The sequence below is a fragment of the Rhodoferax sp. genome, from assembly GCF_028688795.1.
In the GTDB taxonomy this organism is placed as follows: Bacteria; Pseudomonadota; Gammaproteobacteria; order Burkholderiales; family Burkholderiaceae_C; genus Rhodoferax.
In genome coordinates, this window is the sequence record NZ_JAQTXM010000006.1 from 146,355 (window position 1) to 167,220 (window position 20,866).

Consider the following 20,866-nt stretch of genomic DNA (forward strand, 5'->3'; position numbering starts at 1 on the left):
CTAGCCCTTTTATTACTTGCGCAAGCAGCTATTAAATAAATAGCATTTCATCCACTGGCCATCTGCGCCATCTAATGCATCCACCGGAGTTTACCCATGCGAACCAACTCGCCCGTTACCCAAAACGAGTACCAGTTTCCGGGCGCCGAGACACTGCTGTCCACCACCGACCTGGACAGCAGCATCATGTACGCCAATGCCGCGTTCATCCGCACCAGCGGCTTCGCGTCTGAGCAATTGATGGGCCAGCCGCACAACATGGTGCGCCACCCTGACATGCCAACGGAAGCCTTTACCGACATGTGGCGCAGCCTGAAGGCCGGCCAGTCGTGGCGCGCATTGGTCAAAAACCGGCGCCAAGACGGCGACCATTACTGGGTGGTGGCCAATGCCGCGCCAATGCGCCGCAACGGTCAGGTGACCGGCTATTTGTCGGTGCGCACCAAACCAGCGCGTGCCGAGGTGGATGCCACCGAGAAACTCTATGCACGCTTCAAGCAAGGCCTTGCCAACGGCTTGGCCTTTGACCGGGGGCTGGTGGTGCGCACCGGCCTGTTGCGCTGGACCAGTGCCACGCAACTGCTGCCCACGGCCTGGCGCGTGCGCCTGCCCCTGGTGGGCGTGGGTGTGGCAGCCGGGGTGGCGTTGGCCTTGTCAGGTTTGAGCGGTGGTACGTTGGCGGGCGTTGGTGCAGCCTTGGCAACCAGTTTGCTGCTGGCCGACTGGGCCATTGAAGCACACATCACCCAGCCCATTCGTCAAATTCTGGGCGCCGCCCAACAAGTGGCCACGGGTGAAGCTGCGCCAGACCTGAATATGAACCGCTGTGACGACATTGGCCTGATTGCCCGATCCATCACCCAGGCCGGGCTGAACCTGCACTCACTGGTGGCCGACGTGTACGAACAAGCGGCTGGTGTGCAAGTGGCCAGCCAGCAAATTGCGGCCGCTACCAATGATTTGTCCAGCCGCACCGAGCAGGCGGCCTCCAACCTGGAGCAGACGGCCGCCGCCATGGAGCAGCAAACCGCCTCGGTGAAACAAAATTCAGACACCGCGCAGCAGGCCAGCCGACTCACCCTGGGTGCCACACAGGTGGCCGAAAAGGGTGGCCATGCCATGGCCAACGTGGCAGCCACCATGGGTTTGATCACGGCGTCGAGCCGCAAGATTGCCGACATCATTCAAGTCATTGACGGCATTGCCTTTCAAACCAACATTCTGGCGCTCAACGCGGCCGTGGAGGCCGCACGCGCCGGCGAACAAGGCCGAGGGTTTGCTGTGGTGGCAACCGAAGTGCGCTCGCTTGCCGGGCGTTCGGCCTCGGCTGCCAAAGAAATCAAGCTGCTGATCGATGACTCGGTGAGCAAGGTGGAAAGCGGCTCGCGCCTGGTGGCCGATGCTGGCCAGACCATGAACGAGGTGGTAGCCCAAGTCAAGCGCGTCAATGACCTGATGAACGAGATCACCGTGGCCTCGCAAGAGCAATCTCTGGGTATTTCACAAGTGGGCATGGCGGTGGCGCAGCTCGACCAGATGACGCAGCAAAACGCCGCCATGGTGGAGCAAAGCAGCGCAGCCGCCACCAGCATGGGCGACCAGGCGCAGCGTCTGGTGGACGCGGTGCAGGTGTTTTCCGTCTGACCCGTGCGCCAAAACCACAAACGACAAACTGCCATGAACAGCCAAACACCCCAGCCGCAGCCGGAATGGACGGTTGAGCAATTGATTACCGCACTTAACCACATGCGCGACGCATGGACGCGGGCCGCCCTGGACCTGAGAGACATCCAGTTTGGCCTGGACACCGCACAACGCAGGGAAGCCATTGCGCACGCCAATGAGTTGATGAACAAGGTCAAGCCTCGCTGAAGCATTCAGCCCCACAACACAACGCCAATGAAACCGGATCAATTCAACGCTGCTGAAATGCACACGCACCCTTACCAAAGCGCTTTCGGTTTGGGGTTGCTGGGTCTGGCCGTGCCCCTGCTGTGGTGGGTGTCCCATTCAGTACAACCGGCGGAGCTGAACAGCAATGGCTTTTTGTTTTTCCACACGGCGGTTGAAGTCTTTGCCATTGTCGTGGCCATGCTGATCTTTTTTACCGGTTACCGCGCTATTTTGTCGATCCGAAAGAATGCCGTGGTGCTGCTTGGCATTTTGTTTTTAGGTGTCGGCGTGCTGGATTTTTTGCACCTGATGAGTTACGCGGGCATGCCCGATGCCATCAGCCCCAACAGTCCGCATAAATCCATCTTTTTCTGGCTGGCGGCGCGCCTGCTGGGTGCGGGTGCACTGCTGCTGTACGTCTGGCTGGGTGTGGTCTCAGAGGTCAGCACCTGGCGCAAGCGCTTTGCGCTGGCATTGATGCTGGGGGTGGTTGGCTTGCTGGCTGCCATTGGGCTGCGGTGGCCGCAGCAAGTGCCGGCACTGTTTGTGGCGGGGGTGGGCCTGACGCCGCTCAAAATTGGCCTGGAATGGCTGATCATTACCATCCATTTGGTCACCATTGGAGTGCTGTGGCAGCGCCACCAAGTCCTGCAGCGTGAGTGTGTCATGGCACTGGTGTTTGCCGCCGGCTTGTCGGCCGTGTCAGAGTTGTTTTTCACCATGCTCGGCATCAATGACAAAGACGCAGCCAATGCCATCGGGCACATCTACAAGGTGGCGGCCTATCTGTATTTGTTGCACGCCACCTTCAACGAGGCCCTGCAACGCCCTTTGCTGCGCCTGGAAGTGCAGCATTTGCGCGAAAAGCTGATTTTGAGTGCGGCGCCAGATGGCGTTTTGTGGGTGGACAGCCACGGCAAAATCCTGCTGGCCAACCCGGCCATGGAAACCCTGTCAGGCTACACCCCGCAAGAACTGGTGGGTGAAAGTGTTGACATCTTTTTGCCCGAACATCTGCGCGCACGCCACGGACAGGCGATGCGGGCGCATTTCACGGCACCACACCCCAGGGCCATGGGCTTGATGGATTTGAAGCTGATGCGCCGCAATGGCCAAATGCTGCCGGTGGATATTTCTCTCGGGCACTGGGAAGACGAAGGCACGCCCTATGCCATCGCCTATATTCGCGACCTCACTGAACGCAAGCAGTTTGAAGACTCGCTGAAACACCAGGCCACCCACGACGAGCTCACCGGCCTGCCCAACCGCTGGCTGTTTCGCCTGCAACTGGACCAGGCGCTGGCACGCGCTGCACGCTCAGGCCTGCATGTGGCGGTGTTGTTCATTGACCTGGACTATTTCAAGACCATCAACGACAGTTTTGGCCACAGCACGGGCGACATGTTGCTGGTGCAAGCCAGTGTGCGCATGCGCAGCGTGCTGCGCGAACACGACACGCTGGCGCGCATGGGCGGCGATGAGTTTGCCGTGCTGCTGGCCGACCTGGCCACACCTGAGGAGGCCATTGGTGTCGTCAACAAATTGCTGACCGCCCTGCAGACGGCCTATTTTCTAAAAGGCCAAGACGTGTATTCAGGTGCCAGTGTGGGGCTGGCGTTTTACCCGATTGATGCAAAAACCAGTGAAACCCTGCTGCGCTACGCCGACATGGCCATGTACCAGGCCAAGGACAATGGCCGCGGCACCTTCGCCTTTTACTCCAAGGGCATGGACCGTTTGGCGCGTGACAACCTGCAACTGCATACCCACCTGAAGGAGGCCATGGCGTGCAACGGTCTGGCGCTGCATTACCAGCCACAAGTGGATGTTGAAACCGGCGCCATTGTGGGGGCAGAGGCCTTGTTGCGCTGGTTTGACCCGGTGTTGGGCCACGTTTCACCCGCGCGCTTTATTCCGGTGGCAGAAGCGACTGGCCTGATCTTGCCGCTGTCTGAATGGGTGCTTGAAACGGCTTGCCAGCAGATTGCTGCATGGACACAAGCGGGCACCCCTTTGCGGGTGGCGGTGAATTTTTCGGCGCAGCAGTTTCGCCAGCGCGATTTACCCGAACAAGTGCGCCAGGTGCTGGCACGCACCGGAGCACGGGCGCAGTGGCTGACCATCGAAATCACCGAATCCATCGCCATGACACACCCTGAAGAGGCTCGCAAACAGCTTGAAGCATTGGTGGCCATGGGCTGCCGCGTGGCGCTGGACGACTTTGGCACCGGTTATTCGTCTCTGGCCTACCTCAAGGCGCTACCGATTCACAACCTCAAAATCGACAAGAGTTTCATGGACGGCATTCCGGACGACGCCAGTGACGTGGCCATTTCGCGCGCCATCATTGGGCTGGCCAAAAGCCTGGGCATGACGCTGATTGCCGAAGGGGTGGAAACCGATGCACAACTGGCCTTTTTGCGTCTATACGACTGCGACACCTACCAGGGCTGGCTGTTTGCCAAGGCCATGCCAGCGGCGGATTTAAGCGCCATGCTGGATGCTGAACAAAACTTGCTGACAAGTTAAGCAAGCGGGTGCCCTGCCATCGGCCATAAACTCCGAGGCTTTTAAGGCAGCCACCATGAACCCCAACATTTCCCTGATCGGCGCCCCCACTGACATTGGCGCGGGTAGCCGCGGTGCCAGCATGGGCCCGGAAGCCCTGCGTGTGGCCAACATCTTGCCGGTGCTTGAGCGCCTTGGCCTTGACGTGCAAGACCTTGGCAACCTGAGCGGCCCACGCAACCCATGGCTGGCGCCGGTAGACGGCTACCGGCACCTGGCCGAAGTGGCCGCCTGGAACCAGACCGTGCATGACGCGGTGTACGCCGAACTGCAGCAAAACCGCCTGCCCATCTTGCTGGGCGGCGACCATTGCCTGGGGCTGGGGTCGATCAGCGCGGTGGCGCGCCACTGCCGCAACATGGGCAAAAAACTGCGCATCTTGTGGCTTGATGCCCATGCAGATTTCAATACCAGCGCGCTCACCCCCAGCGGCAACATCCACGGCATGCCGGTGGCCTGCCTGTGTGGTTATGGGCCAGAAGTGCTCACGTGCATTGGTGGCCAGGTGCCCGCCATTGATGCCAAATGGGTTCGCCAGATCGGTATTCGCAGCGTCGACGAAGGCGAAAAACGGCTGGTGCACCAAGCCGGGCTGGAAGTGTTTGACATGCGTTACATCGACGAAATGGGCATGCGCGCCGCTATGGAGCTGGCGCTGGCGCTGGTAGACGCCAACACCCATTTGCATGTTAGCTTTGACGTGGATTTTCTCGACCCCGACATTGCGCCTGGCGTGGGCACCACGGTGCGCGGCGGCCCCACTTACCGTGAGGCGCAGCTGTGTATGGAAATGATTGCCGACACCGGCCGGCTGGCCTCACTTGATGTGATGGAGCTCAACCCGGCGTTTGATGTGCGCAACCGCACGGCGGAAGTGGCGGTTGACCTGATTGAGTCGCTGTTTGGCAAAAGCACGCTGATGCGCAAGAGCAGCTGAAAAGCCGCCCGCTGTCACCCACAGCGGGCGCTGTGCTTTCAGAAAGTTTCCCACTCGTCGTCCGCAGCCTTCGCGGGTGCGACTGGCGCCGCCTTGGCTTGCGGTGCAGCGCTGACCTGCGCCTTGAACGCTGGCTTGGCGTGGCCCAGTTGCAGCGCGCTGGCGCCACTGCTGGCGCGCGGTTTGGCAGGCAAGGCCTGCCGGGCGGCCGACATGGGTACTGGCATTGGCCGGCGCGCGGGGGCGGGAGCCATGCGCTGGCGGCGGCTGCCATCAGCCCCCTTGAACACCGCCACGGTCTGTACCAGCTCTTGCGCCTGCGCATTCAGGCTGGCGGCAGCGGCTGCCATTTGCTCAACCAGCGCGGCGTTTTGCTGGGTGGCCTGGTCCATTTGCATCACGGCCTCGCCCACGCTGGCCACGCCGCTGGCCTGCTCGGTGCTGGCGGCACTGATTTCACCCATGATGTCGGTCACCCGACGGATCGAACCCACCACCTCGGCCATGGTGGCGCCCGCCTGGTCCACCAGCTGCGAACCTTGCTCAACCCGCTCCACACTGGTGTTGATCAGGGTCTTGATTTCTTTGGCCGCTTCCGCACTGCGCCCGGCCAGGCTGCGCACCTCGCTGGCCACCACGGCAAAACCACGGCCCTGCTCACCGGCACGGGCCGCTTCCACGGCGGCGTTGAGCGCCAGAATATTGGTCTGAAAGGCAATGCCGTCAATCACGCTGATGATGTCGCTTATCTTGCGTGAGGCCTCGTTGATGCCACGCATGGTTTCCACCACCTCGCTCACCACGGCACCGCCTTGTGCCGCCACGCTGCTGGCGTTCATGGCCAGCTGGTTGGCTTGCCGGGCGTTTTCTGCCGACTGCGTGACGGTTTGCGTCAAGTGCGCCATGCTGCTGGAGGTGCGCTGCAGGTTGCTGGCGGTTTGTTCGGTGCGGTTGCTCAAGTCCTGGTTGCCGCTGGCAATTTCAGCGCACGCGGTCTCGATGCCATTGGCACCAGAGCGCACCGCCGCCACCGCGGTATTCATGCGGGCCAGCGTGGTTTTAAGCGCCTCGCCAGATGGCGTGGTCACCGGTACGGCCGCCACGTCCAGCGCAATACCGTCGGGCTGATTCACCCGGGCCACCAACACCGCCAGCTCTTCGCCCGCCTGCGCGGCCCGCGCCATGCCCAGCACCAGCACAATCTCGACCCCCGACTGCACCACCACATAGGCGGCGTGCAACATGATCACAGCAAAATTAGGGGCCGACAAACAATACAGCCCAAAGCCGGCCGCCTGCAGCCGGTCAAACCCCACGTGGTGCACGGCATACACGAGCGCCCCAAACACAATCACGCGCCAATCTCGGTACACCAGCAACAGTGCCAGGCTGACGAACACGCCAAAGTGAAATTCAACTGTGCCCTGGCTGAGCTGGATGTGCAACACCACGAAGCCAATGAGCACAAAGGTCAGCAGATATTTGCTGAGCGTGGTGCCTTTGGCGCTGGCATAAACGACACCAGCCACCAAACTGAACAACACCGTGCCGCCCACCGCCAAACTGGTATCAATGAACTGAAACCCCAGCACGAGGGCAGCGACCGCACTGATGGCAATGGCCAGCAAGAGAATGCGGTCCCCAAAAAGTGCCGCTGACTGCGCAGTTGATGGCGTTTCGGTCATGTCCATGGGAGTCTCCTGATGTAGGTTGGATCGATATTTTTTACAAGTTTCCGCCATTATGAAACCACGGCAAGGCGCCCTCGCCACGCGCCCAAAAAAATATAAGGAAGCGCTTACTGAGCCATCAACTGCACATTGCCGCCTGCTGCCGTGGTATTGATGGTGATGGTTTGCTCGGCGCAAAAACGGTACAGGTAATGCGGCCCGCCCGCCTTGGGGCCGGTGCCGCTCAGGCCCTCGCCACCAAACGGCTGCACCCCCACCACCGCGCCAATCTGGTTGCGGTTGATGTAGACATTGCCAATGTGGGCAGCCTTGGCCAGTTGCTGGGCGCGGCTGTCAATGCGGGTCTGGATGCCAAGGGTGAGGCCATAACCCAGCGCGTTGATTTGCTCAATAACGGCCAATGGGTCACCGCGCCAGCGCACGATGTGCAGCACCGGGCCAAAGATTTCCTGCTGCAGGTCGGCAATGTGGGCCACTTCAAAGGCTTGCGGGGGAATCAGATTTACTATTGATTTAATAGCTACTTGCGCTTGTTTTATATGACCTACGGGCTGATTTTTTATAAATTTTTCAGGTGCAGCGCGGGCCAGCAAGGGCTTGGCGTCACGATGCAGGCGCGCCAGATGCTGTTCGATGCCGGCAAAAGCCTCTGCATCAATCACCGGCCCGACATCGGTCGCCAAATCACTGGGGTCACCCACCACAAGCTCCTGCGCCGCGCCAACAATCATGGCAATCGCCTTGTCGGCAATGTCTTCATGGATGCACAGCAAGCGCAAGGCCGAGCAGCGCTGGCCAGCGCTTCTGAAGGCGCTTTGCATCACCGCATCGCTCACCTGCTCGGGCAGCGCCGTGCTGTCGACCAGCATGGCGTTGATGCCGCCGGTCTCGGCAATCAAGGGCACGATCGGCCCGTCTTTAGCGGCCAACGCGCGGTTGATGATTTTTGCAACGGCCGTGGAGCCGGTAAACACCACACCGGCCACACCGGGTGCCGCCACCAGCGCTGCGCCCACGGTGTCGCCGGGGCCGTGCAGCAGTTGCAGTGCGCCCTCAGGCACACCGGCCTCAATCAACAGTTTGACGGCTTCCAGCGCCACGCCGGGCGTTTGCTCAGCGGGCTTGGCCAGCACGGTGTTGCCGGTGGCCAGGGCGGCGGCCACTTGCCCCATGAAGATGGCCAGCGGAAAGTTCCACGGGCTGATGCAGACCCAGGGACCGCGTGCCACCAGGCGCAGCTCATTGCTCTCGCCGGTGACGCCCAGCACGGTGTTGCCTTCCATACCCGGCATGGTTTGCGGGGCCATGATGGCTTGCGCCTGCTGCGCGTAGTAGCGCAAGAAGTCGATGGCTTCGCGCACCTCGCCTACCGCGTCATTCCAGGTTTTGAAGGCCTCCTTGACCAGCAGGGCGCTGAAGCGGGGCAACTCGGCTTGCAGCGCGTCGGCAGCACGGCGCAGCATGGCAGCGCGTTCTGAAACTGGTATTTTGCTCCATTTTTTATAGCTATCTGCGCTTATTTTTAAAGCGCTAGAGGTCAATTTTTCATCAAAAACAGGCACATGAGGCACTTGCACGCTGTGGTAGGCCGCCAGCAAGGGGGCACGCATGTCTGGCACGCTCAGGTCCAGCCCGCAGCTGTTGGCACGTTGCCAGCCAAACACGTCGGGCGGCAAGGGCAAGGCGGCTTGCGGCTCTTGATGCAATGGTGAGGTCAGCAGCTCGGGGATGGGCACCGATGCATCCGCCAGCTGGTGCACAAAAGACGAGTTGGCGCCGTTTTCCAGCAGGCGGCGCACCAGGTAAGCCAGCAAGTCTTTGTGCGCACCGACCGGGGCGTAGACGCGGCAAGCCACCTGCGGATTCTTCAGCACCTCGCGGTAAATGCCTTCGCCCATGCCGTGCAAGCGCTGCAGCTCGAACCGCGTGCCAGACGGGGGCCGCGCAACAGGCGACACCGCCAGCGTGGGGGCGCTGAGCTCGGCCATCTGCAAAATGGCCGCCACCGTGGCGGCGTTGTGAGTGGCAAATTGCGGGTAAATCGCCTCGGGCACGGCCAGCAGGGCACGCGCACAGGCCAGGTACGACACGTCGGTGTGGTGCTTGTGGGTGAACACCGGGTAGTGCGGCAGCCCCAGCTCTTGCGCACGCTTGATCTCGGCGTCCCAATACGCGCCCTTGACCAGCCGGCACATCAGGCGCAGCTTGTAGCGGCGCGCCAACGCGGTCACATGTGCAATCAGGTCGAGCGCGCCCAGTTGGTAGGACTGCATGGCCAGGCCAAAGCCGCGCCAGTTCGGGTAGTGCTGAGCCACTTTAGCCAGCAGGGCCTCAAACACCGCCAGCGAGAGCTCCAGCCGGTCGACCTCTTCGGCGTCAATGGTCAGGTTGATGTTGGCCAGTGCGGCTTGCTCACACAGGCCCCACACGCGCGGCACCAACTCGGCCATGACACGCTGGTGTTGCGCGTCTTCATAACGCGGGTGCAGCGCACTGAGCTTGATGGATATGCCATCATTTTGCTCACACGCCCTTGCTTGAATTGCGCTAGCAGCTATTGACTCAATAGCGTTCTGGTAGCTGACCAAATGCTGCAAGGCGTCGGCATCGGTGCGCGCGCCTTCGCCTAGCATGTCGTAGCTGTAGCGCAGGTTGGGTTGTTTGCGCTGGGCGGCGGCGGCTTCCTTCAGCCCCTCGGCAATGGTTTGGCCCAGCACAAACTGCCGGCCCAGCAGCTGCACCGCGCGCAAGGTCGCGGCCACCACGGTTTTGGCGCCCAGCTTGACCATCAAACCCGGTTCGTTGGCGTTTTGGCCTTCGTTCGGGTTGCTTGGCAAGAAGTGCTTGCTCATGGCAATGGCCGTGCTGGACAGGCGCGACATCACCTTGTCGCCCGCCGCCTCAAAGTCAGCCCGGCCCAATTGGTCTGCGGTCAGGGCCACAGCCGTTTCGGCATCGGGCACCCGCAGCAGGGCTTCGGCCAGGCGCATCAAGGCCAGGCCCTCGGCACTAGAGATCGGGTATTCCTTGAGCAGGCTTTCCATGGCCCAGAACGGCGGCGGGTTGTCGCGCACGGCTTGCACCCAGGGCGTGGCGGCCTGCATCACTGCCACCCAGTCAAGCGCGCCTTGCAGCGAGGTGAGGCTGTGTGACACGGTGGGCCCTTCAGTGCGATAGGGGTTGGGCAGGCGCGAGGTTGGCAGCATGAAAATCTCCTTAACAAACGAATGCGCTATGTTCATAGAATAACGCGCGTATTTTTCACCATATTTTTATTACTTTATAGCTAATTAATCGGCAATAGACACCTTCATCAAGCTGCATCACAATGGCGAATCGAAGTCGATCCCAACACCATGCTGCCGCTTTCCTTTTTGTTCAAGCACATCCGCTGGCGCGCGTTGCTGCGCTGCGTACCCCTGTGGCTGGCCACATCCGCGCTGCACGCCACGATGGTCATTCCAGCGGAAAGCGCGCCCAAACAGGTGCGCGTGGGGGTATACGCCAACGCGCCCAAGATTTTCCTCAGCAATGACGGGCGGCTCAGTGGCATTTTTGGCGACCTGCTGATGGCCATGGCCGAGCGCGAACGCTGGCAGATATTGCCCGTGCCGTGCGAATGGCAAGCCTGCCTGCACGCCTTACAGAATGGCCAGATCGACCTCATGCCCGACGTTGCCCAGACCGACGAACGGGCCAAAATTTTTGACTTTCATCAGACGCCCGCGCTGCTGAGTTGGTCACAGGTTTACAAAAACAGGGGCGCTGCCATCAGCACCATCCCAGACCTCAATGGCAAACGCATTGCCGTGGTGACGGGGTCGGTGCAGGCGGAGTTTTTGCAAACCCTGCTGACAAGTTTTGCCGTCAAAGCCCAAGTGGTGCAGGTGGATTCGTTTGAGCAGGGTTTTGAGCGGGTGGCCAATGGCAGCCTGGACGCGGTCGCCGCCAACCGCTTTTTTGGTGACCTGCAGGCCCCCACCTACCGGCTGGAGCCCACGGCCATTGTGTTCCAGCCGGCACAGTTGTTCTACGCCACGGCCAAAGGTCGCCACCCCGAGCTTCTGGCCACCATTGACCAGTACCTGAAGCTTTGGCAAGCCCAAAGCGACTCACCCTACCGGGCGGCACTGCAGCGCTGGATGCAGGCACCAACACAATTCATCATGCCCAACTACGTGTGGTGGTGGCTGGCTGGGCTGCTTGGTGTGCTGGCGCTGGCGCTCATGGCCGCCTTCTGGTTGCGCCGACAAGTGGCGCAAAAGACCGCCCACCTGCGCGACAGCGAGGAGCGTCTGAGCACCATCCTCAACAGTGTGGACGCCTACATCTACATCAAAGACCCGCAACTGCGCTACCAATATGCCAACAGCAAGGTTTGCGAGTTATTCGGCCGCCCGCTGGACCAGGTGATTGGACTGACCGACAGCACCTTCTTTAATGCCGACACCGTCAAAAAACTGCGCACGAACGACTTGCGCGTGATCGAGCATGGCGAGCGCGTGGAGGAAGAGGAAATCAACCGCAGCGCCGATGGCCACATCGAGCACAGTTACGTGTCTGTGAAGCTGCCGCTGCGCGATGCCGACGGCCGCATTTACGCGCTGTGCGGCATCTCGACCGACATCAGCAAACGCAAGCAGGCCGAGGACGCCATTCACCAGCTGGCGTTTTACGACCCACTCACCGGCCTGCCCAACCGCCGCCTGCTACAAGACCGGGTGCAACAATTGCTGGGCACACTGGCACGCACACCGCACGGCGCGGCGCTGATGTTCATTGATGTCGATAACTTCAAGGACATCAACGACACCTTGGGTCATGACATGGGTGACACCCTGTTGTGCCAGATGGCGCAACGCATGAGCGAGTGCATTCGTGCCCAAGACACGCTGGCGCGCCAGGGCGGCGATGAATTTGTGGTGATGCTGATTGACCTGGCCGAACAGCCCGAAGAGGCCGCCAACGAGGCCCAACGCGTGGCGCAAAAAATTCTCATCTGCCTGAATGAGCCTTACACCCTGGGCAACAGGCAGTACCAAGGCAGCGTGAGCATTGGCGTAGCGCTGGTCGATGCCAAGGCCCCTTCGCGCGAGGAACTCTTCAAGCAAGCCGACCTGGCCATGTACCAGGCCAAGGCCGCCGGCCGCAACACGCTGCGCTTTTTTAACCCCGCCATGCAGGCTCAGGTGATGGCGCGAACCTCTTTGGAGGCCGACTTGCATTGGGCCTTGCAACATGAAGAATTTGTGCTGTTTTACCAGCCACAAGTCGACGCCCAGGGTCAGACCTTGGGCCACGAGGCGCTGGTGCGTTGGCAACACCCGATGCGCGGCTTGGTGCTGCCCGGCGACTTCATTGCCGCAGCGGAGTCCTGCGGCGTCATTCTGCCGCTGGGCCGCTGGATCTTGAACACGGCTTGCGAGCAATTGGTGGTTTGGGCTGGCCAGGCGTTGCAAGGCCAATGGACGATTGCCGTCAATGTGAGCGCCAGGCAATTCCGCCAGGCCGACTTTGTGGCGCAACTGCAGGCCGTGCTGGCGCAGACCGGTGCCAACGCCACGCGACTTGAACTGGAGCTGACCGAGAGCCAGCTGCTCGACGATGTGCCCAGCGTGATCGCCAAAATGGACGCCCTGCGCGCCTTGGGTGTGCGCCTGTCGCTGGATGACTTTGGCACCGGCTACTCGTCACTGGCCATGCTCAAGCGCTTGCCCCTGAACCAGCTCAAGATTGACCGGGCGTTTGTGCGCGACATGCTGGCTGACCCCCAGGACGCCGCCATCATCCGCGCCATCGTCACCATGGGCGAAAGCCTGTCGCTGGACGTGATTGCCGAAGGCGTTGAACTTGTCGCGCAACGCGATGCCTTGCTGGCACTGGGCTGCCACCATTTCCAGGGCTACCTGTTTGGCCGGCCCGCGCCACTGGTGCCAACTGAGCACCAAGGCTAAGCGATGGAACTGGACCGTATTGACCTGAAAATTTTGCATGCGCTGCAGCAAGACGGCCGCATCAGCAACCTCAAGCTGGCGGAAACCGTGGCGCTGTCGCCCACTGCGGTGCTGGCACGGGTGCAACGCCTGACCAAGGAAGGCGTGATAGAGGGCTTTGAAGCGCGGCTGAACCCCAACAAGCTGGGCGCCGGGCTGATGGTGTTTGTCGAGGTGCTGTTGGACAAAACCACGCCCAATGTGTTTGACGCCTTCAAGGCCGCCGTGCAGGTGCGCCCCGAGATCATGGAGTGCCACATGGTGGCCGGCGGTTTTGACTACCTGCTGAAGACCCGCATGCTTGACATGAACGCTTACCGGACCTTTGCTGGGACGGTGCTGTGGCAGCTGCCGGGGGTGCGGGAGACGCGAACTTATGCGGTGATGGAAGAAGTCAAGAACACCACGCATTTGCCCTTGCCGGGGTGTTAGGGTTTGGTGGCTGGATTGGGGGCCGCTTGGACAAGCTGTGGCGTGGATCAGGCCGCAGGTGCATTTGGCTCCGCGGCTGTCCCCCGCCCGCTGACGCGGGCTCCTCCTTGATGCCGCTGCGCCAAATGCCCCAGCAGCCTGATCTTTCACACGATTTTGGGTTGCAAACCGCCGGAACGGCCAACGACACTGGACGAGTGCCGATCACCAAAAACAGCCGACCCGACCCGCACCATGGTGCTGCCCGAGGCAATGGCGGCTTCCATATCGGCGCTCATGCCCATTGACAAGGTGTCCAGTTTCAAGCCTTCAACATTTAACAGGTCAAACAAGCCTCTAGCCCTTTTGAATATTGCGCAAGCAGCTACAAAATCACTAGCAGGCTCAGGAATGCACATGAGCCCACGCAAGTGCAAGCGGGGCAGTTGTGCGACCTCTCGTGCCAAGCTCAGTGCGTCGTCTGGTGTCACCCCCGATTTGGTTGGGCCGCCATCCACATTGACCTGAATGCACACCTGCAACGGTGGCAAACCTTCCGGGCGCTGCTCACTCAGGCGTTGGGCAATTTTGAGCCGGTCCACCGTGTGCACCCAATCAAAATGCTCGGCCACCAGCCGGGTCTTGTTGCTTTGAATCGGGCCAATGCAGTGCCATTGCAGCGGCAGGTGCTTGAGCGCGGTGATTTTTTCTACCGCTTCCTGGATGTAGTTTTCACCGAATGCGGTTTGCCCGGCGGCATAGGCGGCTTGCACGGCATCGGCGCAGAAGGTCTTGGAAACCGCTAGCAAAGTAACGGCATCGGACGCGCGGCCAGCGTCGTGACAAGCCACACGAATGCGATGGCGAACGGCATCAAGTTGGGTCTGAATCGTGGTCATAATTGCACGAGCGTAACAAATATGGCAACCAACCCAAGGGGCTTTTTTGGACATTACACAGTTGCTGGCCTTCAGCGTGAAAAACAAGGCATCTGACCTGCATCTGTCAGCCGGGCTGCCGCCCATGATCCGGGTGCACGGCGACGTGCGGCGCCTCAACGTGGAGCCACTCGACCACAAGCAGGTGCATGCCATGGTGTACGACATCATGACCGACTCGCAGCGCAAACATTTCGAAGAGTTTCTGGAGATTGACTTCTCGTTTGAGATTGACGGGCTGGCGCGCTTTCGGGTCAACGCCTTCAACCAGCAACGCGGCGCGGGCGCGGTGTTTCGGACCATTCCGAGCAAGATCCTGACGCTGGAGCAGCTGGGCGCCCCCAAGATTTTTGCTGATCTGGCGATGAAGCCGCGCGGCCTGGTGCTGGTCACCGGCCCCACTGGCTCGGGCAAATCCACCACGCTGGCCGCCATGGTTAACTACCTTAACGAAAACGAGTTTGGCCACATCCTCACGGTAGAAGACCCGATTGAGTTCGTGCATGAGTCGAAAAAATGCCTGGTGAACCAGCGCGAGGTCGGCCCGCACACGATGAGTTTTGCCGCCGCCCTGCGCTCAGCCCTGCGCGAAGACCCCGACTGTATTCTGGTGGGTGAAATGCGCGACCTGGAGACCATCCGCCTAGCCATGACGGCGGCCGAAACCGGCCACCTGGTGTTTGGCACGCTGCACACCAGCAGTGCCGCCAAGACCATCGACCGGATCATTGACGTGTTTCCGGCTGAAGAAAAAGAAATGGTGCGCGCCATGCTGAGCGAGTCGCTGCAGGCCGTGATTTCACAAACGCTGTGCAAGACCAAGGACGGCCAAGGCCGCGTGGCCGCGCACGAGATCATGCTAGGCACCAGCGCCATTCGCAACCTGATCCGCGAGGCCAAGGTGGCGCAAATGTATTCCAGCATCCAGACCGGCAACAGCGTGGGCATGCAAACGCTCGATCAAAACCTGACCGACCTGGTGCGACGCAACATCATTGCCCCCTCAGAGGCGCGCTCCAAAGCCAAAATCCCGGAAAACTTTCCGGGCTAACGATGCCCCCACGCTTGTCACTTTGTGTACTCCGCTGCCCCCCCCCCCGAGGGGCGGTTTCGGCTTGGGGCGGCACGACGCCAAAAGGTAATTTGTCTCACTGCATATTAAGAGGTTCTCATGGAACGCGATCAAGCCACATCGTTCATCACTGACCTGCTCAAACTCATGGTGAGCCGCGGCGGCAGTGACCTGTTCGTCACCGCTGACTTTCCGCCGGCCATCAAGGTCGATGGCATGGTCACCAAAGTCTCGCCACAGCCCTTGAACGGCGGTCACACTGTGGCGCTGGCGCGCGCCATCATGAGCGACAAACAGGTGGCCGAATTTGAGCGCACCAAAGAGTGCAACTTTGCCATTGCCCCGCCTATGCTCGGGCGTTTTCGGGTCAGCGCCTTCATGCAGCAGGGCAAAGTGGGCATGGTGCTGCGGACCATTCCCAACATCATCCCGACCATTGACGGCCTGAAACTGCCGCCCGTGCTGAAAGACATCGTCAGTGCCAAACGTGGCCTGTGCATCATTGTGGGCGCCACCGGCTCCGGCAAAACCACCACCCTGGCGGCGGCGGTGGACTGGCGCAACGAGCACAGCTTTGGCCACATCATCACGGTAGAAGACCCAATCGAGTTTGTGCACGCCCACAAAAACTGCGTGGTGACGCAGCGCGAGGTTGGCATTGACACCGACAGTTGGGGCGCGGCCCTGAAAAACACCTTGCGCCAGGCGCCAGACGTGATTCTGATGGGTGAAATACGCGACCGCGAAACCATGGAGCACGCCGTGGCGTTTTCTGAAACCGGCCACCTGTGCCTGGCCACGTTGCACGCCAATAGCGCCAACCAGGCGCTGGACCGCATCATCAACTTCTTTCCCGAAGAGCGGCGCGCTCAGCTGCTGATGGACTTGTCGCTTAACCTCAAGGCCATGGTGTCGCAACGGCTGATTCCCAAACAGGACGGCAAGGGGCGTTATGCCGTGGTAGAAATCATGATGAATTCGCCGCTGATCTCTGACCTGATCTTCAAAGGTGAAGTGGCCGAGATCAAGGAGATCATGAAGAAGAGCCGTGAGATGGGCATGCAGACCTTTGACCAGGCCCTGTTTGACGCCTTTGAGGCCAACATCATCACTTATGAAGATGCCCTGCGCAACGCCGATTCGGTCAACGACCTGCGGCTGCAAATCAAGCTCAACAGCCAGCGCATCAAGAAACAGGACCTGGCAGCAGGCACCGAGCACATGACGCTGGTGTAACTTTTTCCGCATTAATTTCCAGACTTGACCGAATTCGTTTCACCACCTTTGAAAGCACTTTCAGCATGAGCACCCGCACTTACGAACCCACCCCCGCCCGCCGCGTTGCCTTTTTGGGCTTGGGCGTGATGGGCTACCCCATGGCTGGCCATTTGGCACGCGCCGGTCACCACGTCACCGTCTACAACCGAACAACTACTAAATCAATAGCTTGGTGCGCTGAATACACGACGGCTACAGGCCAAAATGGCACTGTAAATCATGCCACCACACCGCGCCAGGCCGCAGCAGATGCCGAGTTGGTGTTTTGCTGTGTTGGCAATGACGACGACTTGCGCAGTGTGGTGCTGGGCGACGACGGCGCGTTTGCTGGCATGGCCAGCGGGGCCGTGTTTGTGGACCACACCACCGCATCGGCCAATGTGGCGCGCGAGCTCCACGCGCAGGCCAAGTCACGCGGTCTGAATCTTGTTGATGCCCCGGTGTCTGGTGGCCAGGCTGGCGCACAAAACGGCGCGCTCACGGTGATGTGTGGTGGCGATCAGGCCGCATTTGATGCCGCGCAACCTGTAGCCATGGCGTTTTCCAAAGCCTTCACTTACCTGGGTGACAGCGGCTCCGGGCAACTGGCCAAAATGGTCAACCAGATTTGCATTGCCGGCCTGGTACAAGGGCTGGCAGAGGCCATTGCCTTTGGCCAGAAAGCCGGGCTCGACATGAACCTGGTGCTGGACGTGATTGGCAAAGGCGCGGCGCAAAGCTGGCAAATGGACAACCGCGGCAAAACCATGGTGGCTGACAAATTTGACTTTGGGTTTGCCGTGGACTGGATGCGCAAAGACCTGGGCCTGGTGCTCGACGAAGCCAAACGCAACGGCGCCCGCCTGCCTGCCACTGCGCTGATTGACCAGTTTTATGGCGATGTGCAGCACATGGGTGGCCAGCGCTGGGACACCTCAAGTTTGATCAAACGGCTGAAGTAATAGCCCCCCGCGCTCACATCAGAGTTTTTTGGTTTCAACCGCTGCGGGTTTGGGCAACATGCCGCGCAGCTCGTCTTCACTGATGATCTCAAGCACCCGCACCACTTTTTGCACGCCGCCAGTACGGCGGGCCACATCGGTGGCTCGGTCAGCCTCGCGCTGGGTGACGCGACCCATCAAATAGGTGGTGCCGCGCTCGGTGACCACCTTGAAAGCGTTGGCGAACAAGTCTTTGGAGTCCACCAGGCCCGCCTTGACCTTGCCCGTGACCAATGAATCAGATGAACGCTGGGTCAAGGTGGCATTACCCAATACCGCCAGTTCATTCACCACCGACTGCACGTTCTCGACGCGTGACACCACTTGCTCTACCAATTGCAGGTCTTGGGCACTGGGCACTTCGCCGGTGATCAACACGCGGCGGTTGTAGCTGTTCACGTTCACGTGCACGCGGTCGCCAAGGTTGTCGCGGATGCGGCTGGCAGCGCGCAACTCAATGCCTTCATCTTCCAGTTGTGTGCCCGAGGTGCGCCGGTCGGTGGCCACCAGCGAGCCCACCACGGCGCCGCCCACAATCACGGGAAAACAGGCGGTCAAGGTGCTGCCCAGCAGCACGAAGAGCGCCAAGGTGGACAAGAGGCGTCGCACGCCGGATTTGGATGAAATGGGTGTCATGGGTTGGGTTCCTGGTCGCCGAGTAACAAAGCATCTACCGCATCGCACAAACAGTGCAGTGTGAGCAGATGTACTTCCTGAATGCGTGCGGTGCGTTCATGTGGCACACAAATATGCACGTCGGTGTCGCGCAGCGCTTGCACCATCTTGCCGCCGCCACGCCCGCTTAACCCAATCACCACCATTTCACGCTCATGCGCGGCCTCAATGGCGGCCAGAATGTTGGCCGAATTGCCGCTGGTGGAAATGGCCAGCAGCACATCACCGGGTTGGCCCAAGGCGCGCACTTGTCGCGAAAAGATGAAATTAAAGCCATAGTCGTTGGCAATAGCGGTAAGCGCCGAGGTGTCGGTGGTCAGCGCAATAGCTGCCAGTTCGGGGCGCTCACGCTCAAAGCGGCCGACAAATTCGGCCGAAAAATGCTGCGCATCAGCAGCCGAGCCGCCGTTGCCACAGCTCAGCACCTTGCCCCCGCTGGTGACACAGGCCAGCAGCGCTTGCACGGCATCGGCGATGGGTTTGCTCAGCAGTGGCGCCGCATGGTATTTGAGGTCGGCACTGTCAATAAAATGTTGTTGAATTCGTTGTTCCAGCATGGCGGTGATGATACCCGGGCCAGGCTTTGCCAAAGCTCAAACCAGGAAAGCCCACACCGCAGAACCTCAACCGTGGCTGACGCCGGCCGTCAACGCCTCAAGCGGCGTCAAACGCGCCTTGCAACCAAGTGATGGCGCCGAACTCAACGGCCACCACATCAAAACGGCAAGGTGGCAAGGTGTTCAGACGCATCAGGTAGTGGCGCGCGGCAAACACAATGCGCCGCTGCTTGAGGGGGCTGACACTGGCCGCAGCGCCACCGTGGCTGGCGCTTTTGCGCTGGCGCACCTCGACAAACACGCAGGTGCCGTCAGCGGCGCGCATGATCAGGTCAATCTCGCCGCCGCCGCGCCCGGGGGTTCGATAATTGCGTGCCAGCAAGCGCAAGCCCGCTTGCTGCAGGTGAGCCAGCGCCGCATCTTCTGCGGCATCACCCACCTGCTTGGTGGTGGCCTGGTTTGCCGGCACTTTTGCTTTAGGAAAAATCATTGATGACTCACTCTGCCTTGTCTCTTGCCGCCAGTTATGCCACTGCCTTGCGCGCCGCCTCTGAGGCAGCGGGCAACCAGAATTATCGGCCCGGCACCCTTTACGTAGTGGCCACGCCGATTGGCAACCTGGCCGACATCACCTTGCGCGCCCTGCACGTGCTGCAACTGACTGACTTTGTGGCCTGCGAGGACACGCGCCACACCCAGGCCCTGCTGCGCGCCTATGGCATTGACAAAGCTGCCGGGCAACTGCTGGCAGTGCACCAGCACAACGAAGCGCAAGCCGCGCAAATGGTGATTGAGCGGCTGCTTCAGGGTGCGCGCGTGGCCTACGTGAGTGATGCAGGTACGCCCGCCATCAGCGACCCCGGCGCCCGATTGGTCGCTGCGGTGCGTGCAGCCACCCTCCCAGTGGTGCCATTGCCTGGCGCCAGCAGCGTGACCACGGCCTTGTGCGTGGCTGGCATTGCGCCCGATGCCCAGCAACACGGTCAATTTGTATTTGCCGGTTTTTTACCCAACAAGACCACCGAGCGCCAGACCGCGGTCGACGCTCTTGGCAAAGAGCAACGTGCCGTGGTGCTGCTGGAGGCGCCACACCGCATGGAGGCGCTCGCCACAGCGCTGGCCACACTGGGCACGCGCACGCTCACGGTGGGGCGCGAACTGACCAAGCAGTTTGAAGAAATTGCCACGCTGGCGGCCGCCGACCTGCCCGCCTGGCTGGCGCAGGACGCCAACCGCCTGCGTGGTGAATTTGCACTGGTCGTGCATCCCGCCCCATTGGCCGTGTCAAGCGGGCCCGACACACGGGTGCTGCAACTGCTGCTGGCTGAGTTGCCCCTCAAAACCGCGGTCAAATTAGCCGCTGACATCACGGGTGAACCGCGCAACGCATTGTATGAATTGGCGCTGGCGCTTAAAAATGGCTGAGGCCGTGGTCTGCCCAGGTGTCAAAGCACGTGGCGGGCAAATTGGGTGGGTCTCCTTCCCGTTCGCGTTGATGAGCACACCGGCCAGCGTTTTCCTTTTTCACAGACCCAGACGGCCTGCCGCTCGAACTCTACGAATCGCCGCCAGTTTGATTTTTGCCCCTTATCTTGGGCCTCTTGCTCATCAACAGAAAGGCCACAAACCATCGGGGTCGAGCACCAGTCTACTCAAAATAAATAGCTACTTGCGCAACATCCATAAGGTCTACAGGCTATTTATTAAAAAATATCGTAACTACTCAGCTTAACGAGCAAAGCTGGACTGAATTATCTGGCGGTTAAACACGCTGACCAAACAGTCAAACAGATTGTTTTTCTGCTTGGTCATGGTTGCCAAGTAGGAGCGGATGGTAAAGAACGTATCGGCACCGTGCTCGGTTCTAAAGCAG

16 protein-coding genes are annotated in these 20,866 nt (G+C 60.5%); 10 read left to right on the forward strand and 6 right to left on the reverse strand.

All coding sequences use genetic code 11. The features are described 5' to 3' along the window. Positions 1-96 precede the first annotated feature (96 nt). The 4 genes from PHQ58_RS06790 to rocF are packed head-to-tail and all read left to right on the forward strand — an operon-like array spanning position 97 to position 5,398. Positions 97-1,644, forward strand: coding sequence for a PAS domain-containing methyl-accepting chemotaxis protein (locus PHQ58_RS06790; protein ID WP_300108820.1), 1,548 nt, complete (start codon positions 97-99; stop codon positions 1,642-1,644). A gap of 33 nt (positions 1,645-1,677) precedes the next feature. Further along, positions 1,678-1,872, forward strand: coding sequence for a hypothetical protein (locus PHQ58_RS06795; protein WP_300108823.1), 195 nt, complete (start codon positions 1,678-1,680; stop codon positions 1,870-1,872). Between the two features lie 27 nt (positions 1,873-1,899). Next, positions 1,900-4,422: an EAL domain-containing protein gene (locus PHQ58_RS06800; RefSeq protein ID WP_300108825.1), complete on the forward strand. Its 2,523-nt coding sequence runs from the start codon at positions 1,900-1,902 to the stop codon at positions 4,420-4,422. Between the two features lie 55 nt (positions 4,423-4,477). Continuing rightward, on the forward strand, positions 4,478-5,398 hold the full coding sequence (gene rocF, locus PHQ58_RS06805) for an arginase (protein ID WP_300108828.1): 921 nt from the start codon (positions 4,478-4,480) through the stop codon (positions 5,396-5,398). Between the two features lie 38 nt (positions 5,399-5,436). On the opposite strand, the gene PHQ58_RS06810 is transcribed toward rocF, so the two are convergent. Further along, complete coding sequence (locus PHQ58_RS06810) at positions 5,437-7,089, reverse strand: methyl-accepting chemotaxis protein (protein ID WP_300108831.1); 1,653 nt, start codon at positions 7,087-7,089, stop codon at positions 5,437-5,439. Positions 7,090-7,196: 107 nt separating this feature from the next. Next, on the reverse strand, positions 7,197-10,295 hold the full coding sequence (locus PHQ58_RS06815) for an L-glutamate gamma-semialdehyde dehydrogenase (protein WP_300108834.1): 3,099 nt from the start codon (positions 10,293-10,295) through the stop codon (positions 7,197-7,199). Positions 10,296-10,445: 150 nt separating this feature from the next. On the opposite strand from PHQ58_RS06815, the gene PHQ58_RS06820 reads away from it, so the two are divergent. Then, positions 10,446-13,043 (forward strand): EAL domain-containing protein, encoded by a 2,598-nt coding sequence (locus PHQ58_RS06820; protein WP_300108837.1) that lies wholly within the window; start codon positions 10,446-10,448, stop codon positions 13,041-13,043. A 3-nt stretch (positions 13,044-13,046) separates the two neighbouring features. After that, on the forward strand, positions 13,047-13,514 hold the full coding sequence (locus tag PHQ58_RS06825) for an Lrp/AsnC ligand binding domain-containing protein (protein WP_300108840.1): 468 nt from the start codon (positions 13,047-13,049) through the stop codon (positions 13,512-13,514). Between the two features lie 146 nt (positions 13,515-13,660). Here PHQ58_RS06825 and PHQ58_RS06830 read toward each other — a convergent pair whose 3' ends face one another. After that, entirely contained in the window at positions 13,661-14,392 is a 732-nt protein-coding gene (locus PHQ58_RS06830; RefSeq protein ID WP_300108842.1) for a YggS family pyridoxal phosphate-dependent enzyme, read from the reverse strand. 46 nt (positions 14,393-14,438) lie between these two features. Between PHQ58_RS06830 and PHQ58_RS06835 the strand changes: the two genes are divergently transcribed. The 3 genes from PHQ58_RS06835 to PHQ58_RS06845 all read left to right on the forward strand — a co-directional run bounded on the left by PHQ58_RS06835 (position 14,439) and on the right by PHQ58_RS06845 (position 17,722). Next, the gene (locus tag PHQ58_RS06835; protein WP_300108845.1) at positions 14,439-15,482 is read left to right on the forward strand and encodes a type IV pilus twitching motility protein PilT; all 1,044 of its coding nucleotides are present in this window, start codon (positions 14,439-14,441) and stop codon (positions 15,480-15,482) included. A gap of 120 nt (positions 15,483-15,602) precedes the next feature. Continuing rightward, complete coding sequence (locus tag PHQ58_RS06840) at positions 15,603-16,739, forward strand: PilT/PilU family type 4a pilus ATPase (RefSeq protein ID WP_300108848.1); 1,137 nt, start codon at positions 15,603-15,605, stop codon at positions 16,737-16,739. 65 nt (positions 16,740-16,804) lie between these two features. Continuing rightward, positions 16,805-17,722: an NAD(P)-dependent oxidoreductase gene (locus PHQ58_RS06845; protein WP_300108851.1), complete on the forward strand. Its 918-nt coding sequence runs from the start codon at positions 16,805-16,807 to the stop codon at positions 17,720-17,722. Between the two features lie 18 nt (positions 17,723-17,740). Here PHQ58_RS06845 and PHQ58_RS06850 read toward each other — a convergent pair whose 3' ends face one another. The 3 genes from PHQ58_RS06850 to PHQ58_RS06860 form a co-directional block, all read right to left on the reverse strand. Continuing rightward, the gene (locus PHQ58_RS06850) at positions 17,741-18,397 is read right to left on the reverse strand and encodes a BON domain-containing protein (RefSeq protein ID WP_300108854.1); all 657 of its coding nucleotides are present in this window, start codon (positions 18,395-18,397) and stop codon (positions 17,741-17,743) included. Then, positions 18,394-18,993 (reverse strand): phosphoheptose isomerase, encoded by a 600-nt coding sequence (locus PHQ58_RS06855; RefSeq protein WP_300108857.1) that lies wholly within the window; start codon positions 18,991-18,993, stop codon positions 18,394-18,396. Before PHQ58_RS06855 ends, PHQ58_RS06850 begins: the two co-directional genes overlap by 4 nt. Before the next feature lie 97 nt (positions 18,994-19,090). Continuing rightward, positions 19,091-19,483, reverse strand: a complete 393-nt coding sequence (locus tag PHQ58_RS06860; protein WP_300108860.1) for a YraN family protein — start codon at positions 19,481-19,483, stop codon at positions 19,091-19,093. Positions 19,484-19,485: 2 nt separating this feature from the next. On the opposite strand from PHQ58_RS06860, the gene rsmI reads away from it, so the two are divergent. Next, entirely contained in the window at positions 19,486-20,418 is a 933-nt protein-coding gene (gene rsmI, locus PHQ58_RS06865; protein ID WP_300108862.1) for a 16S rRNA (cytidine(1402)-2'-O)-methyltransferase, read from the forward strand. Positions 20,419-20,866: the final 448 nt, after the last annotated feature.